Here is a 15,788-nt window from a genome sequence, read left to right as displayed (position 1 = left end):
ACCTGCTTCACCGGTCGAGCCGAGTTGTCTCGGTGAAGAGCACATCAGATCAGAGCGTTTCCACAAGAAAGCACGAGTATGATCCCCGGAGCGCGCGCCCAGGCTCGCATGGTCCTGTTGGCAGCTCTGAGAACCGAGGGCCGAAGGATTTGAATTGCATCGCGGATAGTTGCGACGATTGGTTGGCGGCCCATCCGTCCGCGCAGTCGAGCAACGCGTAGTGCACGCACGATCGTTTCGGGATTGGGAAGCGCTCTCTTATCTTCCAAAAGGCTCCAGGTGAGACGCTTGAGATCAAATGTCTCCTGGTCAATTTGGGTGAACGATCCGGAAGCCGTGATGCTTGCGTGATCCGTCATGTCGTAAAAGATAAGACCATCGTCTATCGCCACCATGTCGCCGTGACAGGCCAGATCAACGAAGAACAGTTGGTCCACTCCCCAACTTATCGAGTGGTAGTTTCGCATCAGGCAGCCGGCTTTGACGACCTTGCCGTTGACCAGCAGTGTCGAAGGGACCATCCGCAGCAACCGGGTCTTCCCCGCCAAATAGAGATCCGCTAGGCACTGCTGACTTGAATAACAGTAAATCTCGCCTCCTCGTCGGTACCTTATGCCGTTGTCCTGAACGAGATGGCATGAGGAGGTCATAAATGCTGCGGCTGGGTAAGCCCTCGCAAGCTTCGCGAAAGTTGTGAGCGCTCCTGGCGCTAGCCAGTCGTCATCATGCAACAATTTGATCCAGGGGCCGCGGCACGTAAGCATCGCGTTGTTCGTGTTCTCGACCTGACCACGGCCTCTGCGATTTTCGATAACTCGGATGCGCGGCTCCTTGTGGGCATACTCGCACGAAATATGCCAACTCTCGCCCGCCGGCCCTTCGTCATCGCTTATAACCAATTCCCAATCGGAGAAGTCCTGCTGCAGCACGCTTTCGACCGCGCGGCGCAGCATGTCTGGACGGCGGAAGGTTGGTATCGCGACCGAAATGAATGGCCGGAAGTCCGAGCCTTGGGAGCTGCCGCGCCGCTTGGCCTGCAACCTGTCCATTCGGTAGCTCCTCACTAAGAAGCGATTGCTGAAGATCGTCCTCGCGTCCGATCGAAACTGATCGCAGTGAAAGTAGACCATCCTCGCGCTGAGTAAGCCGAGTTGGCCGGACGCTGGACACCGAGGGGCACATCGTCATCGTCCATTTGCATGACGGTGGCGCGGCCGCGATGTTTTGAAGCGGACCACACCGAGAAAACGCTTCACACATGTTAATGTCGATGCAACCAGCATAGGGAAAACCTGGCAAGGCTGGCTTTGGTTGGTGTCACTGGGCTTCGCGAATAGGTAAGAAGTTCAGTCCTTGCACCGGGAAAATCTGGCATGTCGTCTCGGCCGGGCGGAGTTGAGGCACTACGCTTTCGTCTCGCAAAAAGCGGCCCCACTCAGGGGGGCTGAGGTGGGGCCGTCACTACGCCGGGACAGCCAATGGGGATTAACTGGCCCATGGCCCAACGTGCACCGGGCTCGGGCGTTCTCGCGATATGGCATCCGATGTATGGGGGCGGTGCGAGCGGCTTGCATTGGAACTTGGAACTAATTCCAAGCACGTCGCACCGCCTCGTCCCAAAAAGCGGCCCCAACTCGCTGGCGGGCAAAGTTGGGGCAGAGAAAGCTGTTCGAAGGGCATGATGCTGGCCCAGCCCCCAGCATCAAGCTGCCCAGCTCCCAACATGCATCCGGCTAGGGCAGTCTGGCGATATGGCAATCGACGTATGGGGTGGCACGACTGGCCACCCTCCTGCTAGGTCCATCGGGAACGGCTCATGCGTTTGCGGCGTAAGAAGTTGTCCGGCGGCGGATTGTCCCTGAGCACCTGGGCGCCTTGTTCGCTACCTCGCGTGCGCGCTCGTTTGCTTCGGAGCCGCACTTCTCTGCGTAATAGATGTGATGCTACCGCGCTTGTCGGCCATGGCCACGCTCTCCAGCGGCACGGAGAGGACGCCGAACAAGTGTCACAGCAGCGAGCCGGACTACTCGGAAAGTCGGGATAAGTACGCAGCCTGAGATCGCTGATGCCGGCCAGCGACGGGCGTACTTGATAAGCTACAGAGGCGTTACCTGACGGAGCGCGCGCCATCGGGTCCTTCGAGCGACGCCCCCCTCGCGAGGGACGCGCGACGGCGACGTTTGTGTATATTTGTCATTTTGCATTTTGGATTTTGTTTCCTATCGAGTTGGTACATTGGCTGATGGCGCTGATGGCGTATGAGCCGGATCGAGACTGGTCTTTATCGCGGCGGTGATCGCCGGTCTGGCTGCCAAGTTCACGCTGCCGAGCTGAACGGAGCTGGACAAGAACGGAGAGGCCGTGGAAAAAGGCTCATTGAAAATCATGCTTATGAGCGGACTGCTGCTCGTGGCGACCGATGCCAGTGCCGTCGAAATGCCCTCGATGTTTCACGGTCGATGGTGCGGCGAGCGGCACCGGCTGAAGCACTGCACGAAGGACGAGGACGGCATCCACGTCACGGCGCGCGGCTTCCAGCATGAGGCGGGCGAGCTTGGGTGCCGCCTCATTGGGCTGTCGCCGCAGCGACCGACGCGGGGCGATGTCGAGTATCGCGCGACGTTCGTCTGCGGCGGTGAGAAGATGCAGCACGATCACCGTGAATACTACCGCATCGGGTTCTACGATGAGGACCGCAACGACGGTCTTTTCATGTTTGAGACCGACAGGACATTCAGGAAGGACAAATGATAACCGCGCCACGGGGGAGCTGGAGGCGGCGAAGGATCGGAAACGAACTGCCTAACATGAGGCAGTTGGCGAGACGGGGCGCGGCCAAATCCGCGAAGTTTGCATTTCAGCGGCTTGCCGTCGGCGAGTGAGCGCAGGTATGAAGCGCCTTCGCGCCCACAACTGCCATTGCCGCAGGGCAGATAAACGGCCGCTCTTCCAACAGGCTGACAAGGGCCGCTCGAACACGGGACGATCGTCTCAGTTGCGCGAAGCGCAAACCTGCCGCACCCATCGGACATCTCCGTTTGGCTCCCAGCAGCAGCGGTCTGATATTCAGCGCGAAAGGGCCGAGCTATTGCCAGTTCGGGTGTTCCCTAGATCAACGTGAAGGAACCCTTAGCTCCTGGGGGCGCGCGTTACCGCCAGAATGATCCGCGGCGATTGCCGTCGTGATAAGCCACGCGTCTTTGATTGGACCCGCGCACACCGGGGTTGTTCATGTGATCCGAGGCTATTGCTTGCTAGGGATATCGCCGCATGTGGAACTGGATGATGCTCGGGCTGGAAAGCAACCGCGTGATCGGCCTGCGCATGGCGAAGCTGATGCGCGGCGGCAAAGCCGCTCAACGTGAAGCCCAACTGATGGTGAGCGAGAAAATCTTTTCGGCGGCGCAGGCCGGTAAAAGCCTCATCGCTGGAGCATCCGGTGACAAGATTGTTGCGCAGTATCGAAGAAAGGTGGCAGCCAACGCCAAACGGCTCGGCCGCAAACAAACACGTCGCAAGCGAAAATCGCGCTGATTCTTCGGCAGGGCTTACTCGCGGGGGCGATCGGCTTACCGCATTTCTATAGTTCTTTGATCGCCAGAGCCGATATCTCTGCGGGGTCACCGACATCGGTTTGCGGTGATCTTCTTGGCGATCATTTCCGTTAGCGGGTCGTCGCGATCCTTCACGCAGAGCGCATGCAGCGCTTGCTCGTAAGCTGCGGTGATCGAGCTAATCTCTTCCGGCCTCATGCCAGAGTTTTGTAGTAGCCGGTAAATAGCCATGTCACTGCTCCTCGACTCGCAATGAGCAAGATGGCAACGGCCGCCATGTCATCCTCGTCTCGCTCAGGCAGCGAAAGCATCGCGTACATGCTGGCGAAGGAAGGTGTCGGGCGCTGGCGTCTTTAGTATTTCCCGAGAGTTTGCCACTGTCTCACGCGTACGCGCGCAGATTTCCATGATCTCGGAAGAGCCAGCTCTGATAGTGCTGATATCGCTGTGTGCCAGCATCCGATCCCCCTCATTGTGCAGGCGGGAGCGCAATCGGTCTCTCAACCACCGACGCCTACGGGCGGTGCCTCGGCCGGTGAGGCGAATAACAATAGGACCGAACCGAGTAGGTTCCTAGAAGAAAGATCAGTCTGTTTTACCGAATTGTGCGGACGGGGATTGTGCCTCGCAACGCCCACGCGGATTTACCTATGACAACAAATTTGGTCTTGCAGGACCTGAGCAAGTCCGATGCGCGTTGTGAGCGCAGCAGCGCGGAAGTGCCGGGCAACGAAGCCCACGAAGCCAAGGGTGGCCGCCATGGTCGAGGTCCCTGCAACCCACTTCGCCTCTGACCATTCCACAGACCCAGAGCAATGCCGAGCGATCCGCAAGGAGATTGGCGAGCGGCTTCGTGGCGCCCTCGCGGAAGATGCAGAGCCGCTACCGTTGCGACTGGAAGGCTTGGTCGAGCGGCTTGCCGAGTTGGACGGCGGCGAGCCCTCAATCGCTTCTAACGGCGGGGACGCGTCTGCATCCCGGCCAGTCCGGAAGCATCTGAGGCGTCTAGTGGCCTTTTGGCGGTTCCCATAGGCCGCCAAACCGGATGCGGGTTCAGAACTGAACCTGCAAGCGCCGATATGCCGGATGCTTCGCGTTCTTCACCCACTCAAAGGGTACTAGGCGAACGGCTCAGGCTGAACGGCGGGAATTTCCATGCGGATGGTGCTTGAAGAAGAGATCAAGCTTCACAGGTTCACCGGTATCTCGCCAGAATAATTTTTTGGCCATGCTTCCTGCCACCGCCAGGCGATGGTGGCCTCCGAGCAGAATATGATCATCCGTTGCTATGGCGATGACCTCGCCAGTTTCATCAACGATGACTTTCATGCGGCGCCTCCAATGCAGCGCGCGTCCGTTAGCGCAGCGCGATGATACGCAAAAAGTAAACCTTATGTCGGTCTCCGCGTTCCAACCCTGAAGATCACGGCTTGCGTAAGCCACTCCGCGCCGAAGTTCTGTGCGAGTTGGTACAAAACGAAAGCGCGACATCAAAAACTGCAAAAATCCTCCCACGGCGCGGTCGCGCGTACCCCGCAAAGGGAGCGATCCTTTTGGGGACTCGGCCGCGCGGAGGGGGGCACTTTCGACGGTCCAGCTCCGTTCTCTTTGGAGCGCGATCGTGCTCCGCCCACGCTGGCGCGCGTCGCGTCATCGCGCATCGAGCGCGGCATCGTCATCGACCCGCGTCACGATCTTGGGCAAATCCGTCACAGCGAATGATTTGGATCTGCGTCACATGGCGGCAGGCGGCGCGCACCGGGATCTGACGGCATTGCGTCGTCACTGACGATGCGTTCGCTTGTGACGCACTGCGGGCTTTCCGCCTTTTCCGGCATAGTACGGATTGACCACGCAGGATGCCGCGCGGCCCGATGCGGAGGCCTGACACTGGGCCATATTGGTGTAGGCGCACTCGAAATAGTAATCCATGAAGCCGCCCGTATAGATTTGGAGGCAGATCGGGTAGGCGGGATCGTAGGTCTGCGCTTGCGCGGATGTGGCGGTGGAGACTGCGCCGCTCACGAGAATCGCAAGGACTGGAAGGCGCATCGGAACACTCCTCAATCAGGCCAGGACGTTAGCTGTCCTCGCGGAAGAGGTGACACCGTTTCGATCTCAGGCGCAAATCCCGCACGCTCGTTTCGAATGTCACATCTGCACTTCCTAGGCAGGGATAGCGGCAATAAAGCGCATGAGCTGGGCGAATGTCTCGCCCGCGAACCGGCCTGTCGGAGGGCCGGTCCCAAAGGACCAGAAACCGAATAGGGAGCTCCTGGCGCGTGTTCGCGATGCTCGACGATCTTTCATGCCACACCATTCTCAATTGTGCGAGGGCGTGCCGAAAGGGCTCAATCCCGGAGAAGCGATTTCAGCCCTGCGGCTCAAGATGGTCGAGCGGAAGTTCTGATCACTGGGCTCCAGCAAGAGGAACCACGGCAACGGCCTGTGCTTATCACCTCATTGGAGGCGCCTGATGGGAAAAAACAATTCGCCGCGTTTCGAAGCGTCGGTGGTCCGGGCAACATCGAGGGCAATGTGGTGCGTATCGGATGCCACTGCCGGATGACGCGACACCAGTACGCATCCATGCCCTTCGGCCGACAACCTGGCCTGGAATGCCAGCCCGATCAGTCCCGTACCCCCGATGAGAAGGATGCGCATAGACTGGTCCTTCGTTCATCTCCGGGTATCGGAAAACGGCTGGTCCGAGATGTCCCCGAATAAAGCGACTCTATTAGGATCGTTCCTGGCGGAGGAACTGATGAGGTCCTGCAGCAGCGTCTGGTAGCTGGCTGGCACCTTGCCTTCGAGGCGCTCGCCAACCGCAGGCGTACCCGGCGTCGACGGCGGAAATGATTTGCTGCCCGTTAAGTCCTTGCGCGAACGTCCTCGCGTCATAGCGGCAGCCAGCCGTGGCAGGCCAGGGCGCGTACAAGAAGCGGGCCTGGGCTCATCAGCTAGCCATCGCGATAGCTCCCTGCTCCGAAGCGGCCGCCACCTGGGCCCCGTCCGCAAGCCTCGCCAACACGAGGAACGTTCACCGCTGCATCAGATTGGTTCGCAGACCATCCGCCCAGGAGCGACCCCACATCCCTGCGACCGGGCGAGCAGGGTAGGGGGCTTCGATCGAAGGAAGCTGATCCGGAGGACGATGTGGCGGGGCTGGCGAAAGAACAAAGACAGCCGTTTTTGAGAGACCGTCGATTCGTCTCTTACTTCTGGATACTTCTGTGAGCGTACTCGACTTTATTCTCGGCAGACGGTTAGCCAATCGCGAGTTCAACGAGCGGAAAATCGGGGCGTTCGAAGGGCTGCCAGCGATGGGACTGGACGGGCTCGGCTCGTCCGCATACGGACCCGAAGCCGCGCTCTCGATCCTGATTCCACTGGGAGCAGGTGCGACATCCTACCTTGGCTGGGTCATGTTGCCGATAGTGGCCCTTTTGGCCATTCTTTTTGCGTCATACTGGCAGACCATCCGCGCCTATCCCAGTAACGGGGGCGCGTACATCGTCGCGAGAGACAATCTCGGTACGAACGCCAGTCTCCTGGCCGCCGCTGCGCTGATGGTGGATTATGTCCTTAACGTCTCGGTTGGGATTGCCGCGGGCGTGGGCGCCTTGGTATCCGCCGCGCCAGCGCTGCATCCGTACATCCTTCCTCTTTGTTTGTCGATCCTCGCCATAGTCACCTTGGTCAACCTGCGCGGCACCTTGGATGCCGGCCGCGTGTTCGCGCTCCCAACCTACCTCTTCGTTGTGAGCTTCGGCTTCGTTCTTATTCTAGGTGTCTATCGCGGATTCGCATCCGGCGGTCATCCACAAGCGCTCGTGCCGCCGCCAGCAATGGGGGAGGCCACCGAGGCGGCGACGCTGTGGTTGCTCTTGCGTGCATTCGCCAGCGGCTGCACCGCCATGACTGGCGTCGAAGCCGTCTCTAACGGCATGACGGCCTTTCGAGAGCCTGCGGTGAAATACGGGCATCGAACCTTGACTGCTGTCGTCGTTATTCTGGGTGTGCTGCTGCTTGGGATCGCGTTTCTCGCCCGCACCTACGGGATCGGTGCGATGTCTCAGGAACATGATGGATATCGCAGCGTCCTGTCCCAGATCTCAGCCGCGGTCGTGGGGGAAGGCGTTCTCTATTACACGACGATCGGGTCGCTGCTCTGCGTGCTGGCCTTTTCGGCCAACACCAGCTTCGTGGATTTCCCTCGCCTGTGCCGGGTTGTCGCTGAAGACGGTTTTCTGCCGAAATCATTCGCCATCGCAGGCCGCCGTCTGGTCTTCGATGTCGGGATCCTCTACCTGGCCGTGACGTCCGGAATTCTGTTGATTGCATTCGGAGGGATTACGGACAGGTTGATCCCGCTCTTCGCCATCGGCGCTTTCCTGACGTTCACGATCTCCCAAGTCGGAATGGTTTGGCACTGGCGCAGGACCGTAGCGGCCGGACATTCAAACAGCGAAAACAAGGCCCATCTTGCCCTGAACATGGCGGGCGCGCTCACGACCAGCCTAGCTTTGATCGTCATCGTGGCTGCTAAATTTCTGGAGGGGGCCTGGATTACAATTCTGGTGCTTCCGATCGTCATCGTTCTGCTCAAGGGTATACGAAGCTATTACGATAAGCTTTTCGACGAGCTTCGTGCTGCAGCGCCCATTGAGCTAAGCAAGTTGAGCGCACCGATCGCCATGGTCGCGTTCGAGAGCTGGACCAAGCTCAGCGAAAACGCCCTCATGTTCGCCATGAGCATCTCGCCGGACGTAACAGCGATCCATCTTCTGAAGCTGTCTGGACCGGATCAGGAAGAAGAGCGGCGGAGACTGGAGGAGCGCTGGCGGACTCAACTGGAAGAGCCTTTGAGCCGAGCGGGGATGTCGCGGCCCCGACTCGTCATACTGCAATCCCAGTATCGAAACCTGCAGATCCCCATGGTCAAGTTGATCAACGAGACCAAAACCCAACATCCGGGCAAGCGCATTGCAGTCTTGATACCAGACGTGGTGAAGGATCGATGGTACCAGCACCTTCTGCATACGCATCGGGCGGCCCGTCTGCGCTCACGACTGCTCCGACTCGGGGATGAAGAGCTGACGGTGATCAATGTGCCGCTTCGCATGAAGCATGCAGCGAAGCATGATCACCCGGAGTAATGCGTCACGGCCGCAACGAGATGCGCCTGATGCTCGCGGCCTAACAAGCAGAAGTGGCGGCGGCCCGAAAGACGCTGCCGTAGACGCGTTGTTCAGGGGGCGTCCAACTGGTGCGACCCAGTACGTCTGCGGCGACCAGGATTGACCTCGGTCGGCTTGAAAGTCGGCCCAAGCCTGCTCGAACGAGCTTGCGGACGTACGAGCCAACGCTCCCAAAAGCCTGGACCGTTCGCAGATGCCTAGGCGCAACAAGAGGCGGCTGATCTTGGCGGACCTGTTTATGCAATGAAACGACCCCAGGCCTGGACGTTGGCCCAGGGCTGGGGCCGCTCGGGCTATCCGTTGGAGAGCCTCATGCGTCGGAAACGCATGCAGAGCCAGGTCTCGCCTTGGACCATCGTTCCTATGGTCGGATTCACCAGCTCGTCCCGTCGGCAGCGCGCCCCAGCCAAGCGGCCCTGTCGCGATCAGTTACCCAGCTGGTCTGGCGGCTGGGAAACTCCGCACCGGTTGCATCGATCAGCAGGCGAGACATCAAACGGCAACGGGATCGCGATCCTTGATGAAAAGGTCAAGAGCCGAGCCGAGCTGATGTCCGGCAACGTTTAGCTTCGAGAGCGTATTAGCGATCATTGCGGCGATTCAAAATAGAAGAGCCGTGTGGCAGAGCGAAATCGCTGCTTCTTGGACCCGCCGAGCCTCGGAACGGACCCCAAGCCCATCTCCGGGGCTGGTAGGAGACGAGCCGGGGCTGCCACGCACGCTACTCGACGCACGCGCTCGCAGTCGGGCTGAGATTTTTCTTCGTACGGACGAAATGACAAATAGCGCAGATTAAGTTCGAACACCGGCTCAAACGGAGACGGCGCCGGTCAGCCCCGGGGCCTCCCGGCAGGCATTTAAGCCAGCCCGTGTGAGGGGCCAAACGAGCAGGAAAATCTTCAACGCCGCCCGTTGTTGCTCAACACGTTGGAGGCTAGCCTCTGCCTTGCGTCAGCAAGCGAGCCTTACGTCTGGGTGTCCAACGGGTCAGGATTGAAGCATCGAGAGAAGTCGTTGCCGGTTTGATTGCGAATGTGCTGGTCCTTTTGCAGCATCATCTCAATCCCGGAATCTGGGCGACTTTCTACCGGGTCGAATGGACACCGCTCCGAAATGCGCCGTATTCATCGTCCGCTTTAAGATCGGCCGACCGATCTGATTGCGGACATCGCGCTACTCTTGGCCGCGCCCGGCCCACTCTCGACGGTGGGGCAAATAGCCTCATGGCCACGACAGCGATGGCGCATCTTTCTGCTATGGGCGCTCATTTCCTCATAACATTGGCGCTTAGGCCATAGCCATGGGCGATGATCCGGCTTCATCGAGCGAGGAACGTTCACCTGGAGACCGAGTTTCAAGCGAAGTTCAACAGGAGACTGCAACAATGAAGATTGCAAAGATTGCCTTGGCTGCGGCACTGGTCTTCGGCTCGATCGCGGCAGCGTCCGCTCAAGGCGCAGGCGGAGGCGGTGCGGGTGGTGGCGCTGGCGGCGGAGCGGGTGCGGGAGGTGGGGCGGGCGGAGGTTCCGGCTCCGGCGGAGGTGGCGGCGATTCTCCGGCGGCTACCACCGGCCAGGGCGCCTCGAGCAGCCCAACGTCCGCGAACCCCTCGGCGACGATGAACGACACCAAGTCGAAGGGGCGTGACACTAAGAAGTAAGAACAGCCCGTCGGCGCAGGTTCGCCGGCCGGCTTTTTCCGGAGATGGCAAATGCATCGTGGGGATCAACAGATGACCAAGGACCGCTAAGGGCGGACGATTTCCCCATTTAGACTGACGAAGAAAAGCTCAAAACGCGTGACGGCGGGCCGATCGCCTCCAGGCCTATGGCCAAGGAATGACGGTGGCCTGTCTGGAATCGCTGGCCTTGCGCGAGTGTTTGGCTGTTTGGCAAATGGAACGCAAGGAATTGCTCACCGCTTCTTCCAGATAGCTAGTCGGTTCATTGAAGCTCCCTGGCAAATCGTCGTTGGCAGTGATTTGCAAAACCCGCGCGTCGAGGGCAAGCGGACGGCGCAGGTGCGCTTTGTCAACTGGTACATAGCGAAATTTTACCGAGCGACCTGGCCCAGCTTGGGGCTGCGATCGGTCGGGAGTTTCCTCACATGCACTAGCAGCCGTTGCAGCAAAGCCAGATGCGGAACTCATTTCAGAGCCCGATTCGCTTCTCCATCAGGTGCACGGTGCTGGATATGCGCTCGCCGTTGTACGGACGCACCTCACCCGTTTCGTGAAATCCCATGGTACGCCAGAAACCCATAACCGGATTGGTCGCAACGATTGCCAGCCTCAGTTTAGAGGCACCAAGGCGGTTGCGAGCGAACCGTTCGAGGGCTCGCAACGCAGCCCGTCCGATGTCTCGGCGTTGATGCGTCTCTATGATGGGAGGAGCCAAATGAATGATGTCGACGCTTCGGGATAACCGCGGATCACGTCGACAAGGCCCACATCTTCAGCTTTCAGCCGAACCACGAAAGTATATTTCGACTCTCGGCCGTATCCGCTGGAAGTGGCGGTGAGAAAGTGATGAGCTCCGCCTATCATTTTAGGTACAGCATCCAACTTTCATTGAATAATCTTTCAGCCCCTCCAAGAGACGATCGACAACGACCTCATCATCAACTCCTACGGGCTGCAGCGCAACAGTGACGACCTGCCTTGTTTTATTGCGGCGCATGTGAAAGCCTATCAACAATGCACGTGCATAGTACCCGACCTTTTCGCTGCTTCCCTAATTGGTCAATTGCTGGTCTCCATCTACGTGGCGGATCCTGAAAGATGCTAGGTGCTTTTGGATCACCCGGCACTAAGCAGGCGCCTACACACCTCAAAGGGTGGTATCAGCCGTTTGGCCGTCTGTCCGGCCCTGAGCGACAAACTCGCGGAGCAAGGGCGACGGATTGCTTTTCTTCCAAGATAAGACATCAGCGAGAAGTTCAAGTCGGCGACTTGACGTAGGACTATTTCCTTCGGGTATTGCCAACGTGTTGCATCGCTAACCAAAGCCACCCCAAGGCGACACGACACCAAGCCCAGCAGGGTGGCGCGCACGGCGGTGCCTTGTTCCTCAGGAGGTCTTTGAGTGCGAGCCGGGATGTGCAAGCCGCGGGAAAAGGCTGAATAGACCACCCTCGCTTTTTTCGAGCTCCAGAACCGGGGAAAAAACCGAGACGAAATTCGCAAGTTCTTTCAGTGCCGCGCGGCAATCAGGGTGACAGTGCTTCCCACCCAGATTGTCGCGCTATACTTTCAGGATGATCTGGGATCGAGTCGTTCTCAAAGCGAAATCGAGTCGTTCTAAAAGCGGAAACCGAGTCGTTCTCAAAGTGTCCGCACACCACCACCACCACCACCAGCTGGTGGTGGGCGCCACCGGATTCGAACCGATACCGAGACCGTTATGAGCGGCCGGCTGCAACTATTGAGCCACAGGCGTGGGAGACATCAGTCGCGGATGGTGCACCTTGGATGCGGAGCCGACGTTCGATTTAGCGGTACTTCCAATGCCACGCACAACCCGCTGGCCGACCTTGAGTACGTCATTCTCAAACGCGTTCGGCGAGCCAGTCGGCTAAGCGGGCCGTGAAGGCAGCGAGGTCATCGTTTCGAGGTGCGCCGTTCGCGTTGCTAGCATAGCGAACAAGCTCTTGTGCAGCCGATCCTCGGGTTCGAAATTTTGCGCGAGCCTTCGGATGGTTTCGGCAAATCGCATGCGATGTGTCGCCGCCTTGTCGACGTCTCCGCACCTGGCAAAGATCTCGGCGGCCGTGCGGTACACCCGCCAGGAAGCAATCGGGAAGTCGGCACTGTCGACGATCTCGAGTGCGCGGGACAGGTGCAACTGAGCATCCGCTGAATCGCCGAGGGCAAGCGCAGTACGTGCGAGCAGTGCGTGGGCCTGGGCCAGGTGATTAAGATCTGGAGCGGTAGCCACATAGTCGTGGAGCTGCCGTGCACAGCTCTGAGCCTGCGTAAAGTCCTCAACCTGCAAGTAATATTCGCCGAGGCAATGATACACCTGCGTCGCGGCGGTAAATTCGATGTCGATGCCTTCTTCATGCCGGCGGCGCTCAATATCGTCAAATTGCCTGCGAGCTCCCGCCGAATCGTTCAGGCCGACATAGGCTTTCGCGAGGACCGCCCGTTTGTGGAAGTATGTCGACTGATCACCGACCAGCAGACTGTCGTCAACGCTCTCGCAGAGCTCCCGAGCTCCGTCAAAGTCCATCGCTTCGACGTGCAACCAAGCAAGCGTCAGCCGGCACAAGGCGCTGCTGGGGCCGTTCGCGTTTCTGACGGCCAGTTCGAGGCCGGCCGTGATCTCACGTCGCAATTCGCGCCATTCGCCCAGATGGATGAGCGCGATTGATTCAAGAACGCTGAACAGAACGAAAGTGTAAACGTCGCCAGCCAACCGCGCCAACCGTTTTCCTTCCGTGGCGGCGCGGCGGCACTCCTGGTACCGTGACCTCCAACAGTCAACGATACCGGATATTCCATTACGCCTGATCAAGATGCCATAATTGGTGGCGTTCGCGCTCAGCTCGATCGCCCTGTCGCAGAGGGCGGCATTCTGTTTGCGCCAGCCGTTGAGGAACAGGTTGACGCTCGCGCTGCTGCCCTGAACGAGGGCTTTGAAGGTGTCGTCCGCGAGCGCCTGGCTTCGCGACAGGACATCTTCAGCAGCGTCAAGGCAGGCGCGGCGATCCACCCGTAAGCAGAGGCTACTTACGGCCGTGAGGCCGTTGAGCTGCTGCTTGATGTCGCTCGCTTGTTCGGCGCACGCGATCATGTCGCGGAGATCACGAATGGAGCCTGCGAGGTCTCCGCACGAGCGAAGAGCCCAGCTGCGCTCGCGCAGAAGCGCGATGCGGATAGAGAATTTGTCGGCGGCATCGAAACGATCGAGTATGCCAAGCGCGCGGCTGAGATAGCTCGCGGCCTCTGCGTGGCCAAGGCGCTTGGTCGAGCTCTTTGCCGCCTCCCGGAGGTAGCGCAACGCGCTCGGAAAGTCGCGTCCCTGCTCGAAGTGAAGTGCGAGCGCGGGAGCTATATCGCCGGTGCGGCCGGCATAAGCCTCCTCGAGCCTCTTGCCCAGGCGCTTGTGCGTTTGCGCGCGGGGCCCGGGGGGCAGAGATTGGTAAATGACGTTCTGATAGAGAATGTGACGGAAGGTGTAGGAGCCCGAATATGTTCCGTCGGGCCACTCGGAAACACCCGAACGAACGAGGATTTGATGCTTCCGGATCGTTGCTTCGATGTTCCTTTCAACGTCGAGCGCATCTTCGGACAGGCCGGTGGCAATGAGGGCCGCGGAAAACTCCTCGCCGGCAACGCTGGCGACATCGAGGAGACGCCGCTCGTTATCGGTGAGGCGATCGAGCTCGTGGCCGATCATGTTCAGGAGGCTGTCCGGAACGCGATCTTGAGTAAATGCCGCCTGCGAGGACAGGCGCCATCCGTCGTCCATTTCGACGATCGACTGCTGGTCGATTAAGTGTTTGAGCAGCGAGGCAACAAATAGGGGATGCCCCAGCGTTCGCTCGAATACGGGCTTTGACAGGCTGGAGGCAAGTTCCTCGTCACCGAAGCGCAATGCCAAGTAATGCTCGACCTCCGAACGCGACAATCGATCGAGGCGCAATTCGCTGCAGTATCCGTGAATCTCGAGATCCCGGTGCAGGCGGGGGATGGGATGCCCGCCGGCGAAACTGTCGGCCGGGCGGTAGGAGCAGAGGACCAGCACGCGCGCGCTACCGTTCCCGCGCGCGAAGCGGGACAGCAAGTCGAGCGTCGCGAAGTCGCTCCAATGCAGATCTTCGAGAACAAGGACCCAGGGGCGGTCGGTGCTCAGCGCTTCAAGAAGATCGCAAAATTCGCGCAGCATCCGCTCGCGCGTCGCGCCGAACACTGCATCCTGGAAAGTCGCGCGTTCCGTTGCGTCGATGACGCCCGGCAATTGCAGTATCCAGGTAAGGGCGTGCACGCGAATTGCCGAAATCAATTCCGGACTGTTTGCGCGACAACGGTTCACCAGTGCATCGATCAGCGGAAGAAAGACTTCGTCCGTCCCGAATCGTTCAGTGCAGCGCCCATAGAGCTGATCGAAGCCCTGTTCCGTCAACTGCTCGACCGCTCTGGCTATGAAGGCCGTCTTGCCAATCCCGGCTTCTCCCGTGACAAAAACCATCTGCCGTTTGCCGGACAAGACGTGGCGCGTCACCTGGTCGATCATCGCGAAGGCGGCTGTCCGGCCGACCACCAGGGTGGAGGTTTCAGTCCTCAGAGGTACGACCGCGTTCTCGACCTCCCTTTGTGCTTCCCTCACCGTACCAATGAAGCGGACGCCTTTGCGCGGTAAGGTCTTGATCAGCCGTTGCGCCTCGCCGGAATCGCCTATTCCCGTACGGACTGCGTTGATGCGGGTGGTGAGCGCAGACTCCGAGACGATGCGTCCGCCCCAAATTGCGCTGATCAAATCGTCCTTGGTCACCACCCGGGCGCGGTTGCGGATCAGATATTCGAGGAGGTCGAAAACCTGGGGCTGCAACGGCACCGGATGTCCGTCACGGCGCAACTCCCGCTGATCGGTGTCGAGGACGAAATCGTCAAATAGATACAGCAAAACAATGCCTTCGGGGTGCGCGCGAGGCGGATATTCAACCGGTACACCGGCCCGAAATCAAGCGCGGCGTTCAAAATCGAGAAAACGATAAGAACAAATTAAGCCCGCGTTAAAGCGTGGCGTGGCCGCCCGCTCGATACTTCCGGCCGTATTCAGGAAGGTGTTCGTGTCATGCGCTTGGAAGAAAAGGCTCGGCGTCTCACGCGTGTGTTCTACGGGCTGCTGCTCCACAGGATATTCCAGTCGATCGCGGCATCCTCCGGACCCCTATTCAACGGCAGAGCTTCGACCCGAAGCGATGCGTTATTTTCAGCGAGCCCTTTTGCCGCCTCCTCGAGGTCTTCTCGACAAGATGGCTGGTCGAGGCGACTCCTTCAGGCGCTCCACCATTCGCGACGGCTACAGGC

At 59.4% G+C, this 15,788-nt stretch carries 10 protein-coding genes and 1 pseudogene; 5 read left to right on the top strand and 6 right to left on the bottom strand.

Annotation, left to right across the window (positions count from 1 at the left end; all coding sequences use genetic code 11):
- Window positions 1–44: 44 nt before the first annotated feature.
- Complete coding sequence (locus tag AC5V87_RS29435; RefSeq protein WP_495368547.1) at window positions 45–1,049, bottom strand: glycosyltransferase family 2 protein; 1,005 nt, start codon at window positions 1,047–1,049, stop codon at window positions 45–47.
- Window positions 1,050–2,376: 1,327 nt separating this feature from the next.
- Here AC5V87_RS29435 and AC5V87_RS29430 point away from each other — a divergent pair.
- On the top strand, window positions 2,377–2,751 hold the full coding sequence (locus AC5V87_RS29430; RefSeq protein ID WP_456836924.1) for a hypothetical protein: 375 nt from the start codon (window positions 2,377–2,379) through the stop codon (window positions 2,749–2,751).
- A 519-nt stretch (window positions 2,752–3,270) separates the two neighbouring features.
- The gene (locus tag AC5V87_RS29425) at window positions 3,271–3,534 is read left to right on the top strand and encodes a hypothetical protein (protein ID WP_495368546.1); all 264 of its coding nucleotides are present in this window, start codon (window positions 3,271–3,273) and stop codon (window positions 3,532–3,534) included.
- Between the two features lie 86 nt (window positions 3,535–3,620).
- Here AC5V87_RS29425 and AC5V87_RS29420 read toward each other — a convergent pair whose 3' ends face one another.
- The 3 genes from AC5V87_RS29420 to AC5V87_RS29410 form a co-directional block, all read right to left on the bottom strand.
- On the bottom strand, window positions 3,621–3,785 hold the full coding sequence (locus tag AC5V87_RS29420; RefSeq protein ID WP_456836926.1) for a hypothetical protein: 165 nt from the start codon (window positions 3,783–3,785) through the stop codon (window positions 3,621–3,623).
- A 900-nt stretch (window positions 3,786–4,685) separates the two neighbouring features.
- Window positions 4,686–4,883 carry a hypothetical protein gene (locus AC5V87_RS29415; protein WP_495368545.1) on the bottom strand — a complete coding sequence of 66 codons (198 nt, stop codon included), beginning with the start codon at window positions 4,881–4,883 and terminating at the stop codon, window positions 4,686–4,688.
- A gap of 453 nt (window positions 4,884–5,336) precedes the next feature.
- Window positions 5,337–5,606, bottom strand: a complete 270-nt coding sequence (locus AC5V87_RS29410; protein WP_456836928.1) for a DUF3551 domain-containing protein — start codon at window positions 5,604–5,606, stop codon at window positions 5,337–5,339.
- A gap of 254 nt (window positions 5,607–5,860) precedes the next feature.
- Between AC5V87_RS29410 and AC5V87_RS29405 the strand changes: the two are divergent.
- The 3 genes and pseudogenes from AC5V87_RS29405 to AC5V87_RS29395 form a co-directional block, all read left to right on the top strand.
- Window positions 5,861–5,964, top strand: a pseudogene (locus tag AC5V87_RS29405) (succinate dehydrogenase iron-sulfur subunit); the annotation flags it as partial.
- A gap of 823 nt (window positions 5,965–6,787) precedes the next feature.
- Window positions 6,788–8,713 carry an APC family permease gene (locus tag AC5V87_RS29400; protein ID WP_495368544.1) on the top strand — a complete coding sequence of 642 codons (1,926 nt, stop codon included), beginning with the start codon at window positions 6,788–6,790 and terminating at the stop codon, window positions 8,711–8,713.
- 1,426 nt (window positions 8,714–10,139) lie between these two features.
- Window positions 10,140–10,415 (top strand): hypothetical protein, encoded by a 276-nt coding sequence (locus AC5V87_RS29395; protein ID WP_495368543.1) that lies wholly within the window; start codon window positions 10,140–10,142, stop codon window positions 10,413–10,415.
- A 490-nt stretch (window positions 10,416–10,905) separates the two neighbouring features.
- On the opposite strand, the gene AC5V87_RS29390 is transcribed toward AC5V87_RS29395, so the two are convergent.
- Together AC5V87_RS29390 and AC5V87_RS29385 are read right to left on the bottom strand one after the other, a co-directional pair.
- Window positions 10,906–11,097: a GNAT family N-acetyltransferase gene (locus AC5V87_RS29390; RefSeq protein ID WP_495368542.1), complete on the bottom strand. Its 192-nt coding sequence runs from the start codon at window positions 11,095–11,097 to the stop codon at window positions 10,906–10,908.
- Window positions 11,098–12,327: 1,230 nt separating this feature from the next.
- The gene (locus tag AC5V87_RS29385; RefSeq protein WP_456836931.1) at window positions 12,328–15,381 is read right to left on the bottom strand and encodes an AAA family ATPase; all 3,054 of its coding nucleotides are present in this window, start codon (window positions 15,379–15,381) and stop codon (window positions 12,328–12,330) included.
- Window positions 15,382–15,788 lie beyond the last annotated feature (407 nt).

This window comes from Bradyrhizobium sp. SOJA106 (genome assembly GCF_059448745.1).
Note: the sequence above shows the minus strand (reverse complement) of the source record. Positions and strands in the feature narration are given on the sequence as shown.

Coding starts and splice junctions, on each gene's coding strand:
- AC5V87_RS29435 (WP_495368547.1), bottom strand. CDS start 1,049: ATGGACAGGTTGCAGGCCAAGCGGCGCGGCAGCTCCCAAGGCTCGGAC.
- AC5V87_RS29425 (WP_495368546.1), top strand. CDS start 3,271: ATGTGGAACTGGATGATGCTCGGGCTGGAAAGCAACCGCGTGATCGGC.
- AC5V87_RS29420 (WP_456836926.1), bottom strand. CDS start 3,785: ATGGCTATTTACCGGCTACTACAAAACTCTGGCATGAGGCCGGAAGAG.
- AC5V87_RS29415 (WP_495368545.1), bottom strand. CDS start 4,883: ATGAAAGTCATCGTTGATGAAACTGGCGAGGTCATCGCCATAGCAACG.
- AC5V87_RS29410 (WP_456836928.1), bottom strand. CDS start 5,606: ATGCGCCTTCCAGTCCTTGCGATTCTCGTGAGCGGCGCAGTCTCCACC.
- AC5V87_RS29395 (WP_495368543.1), top strand. CDS start 10,140: ATGAAGATTGCAAAGATTGCCTTGGCTGCGGCACTGGTCTTCGGCTCG.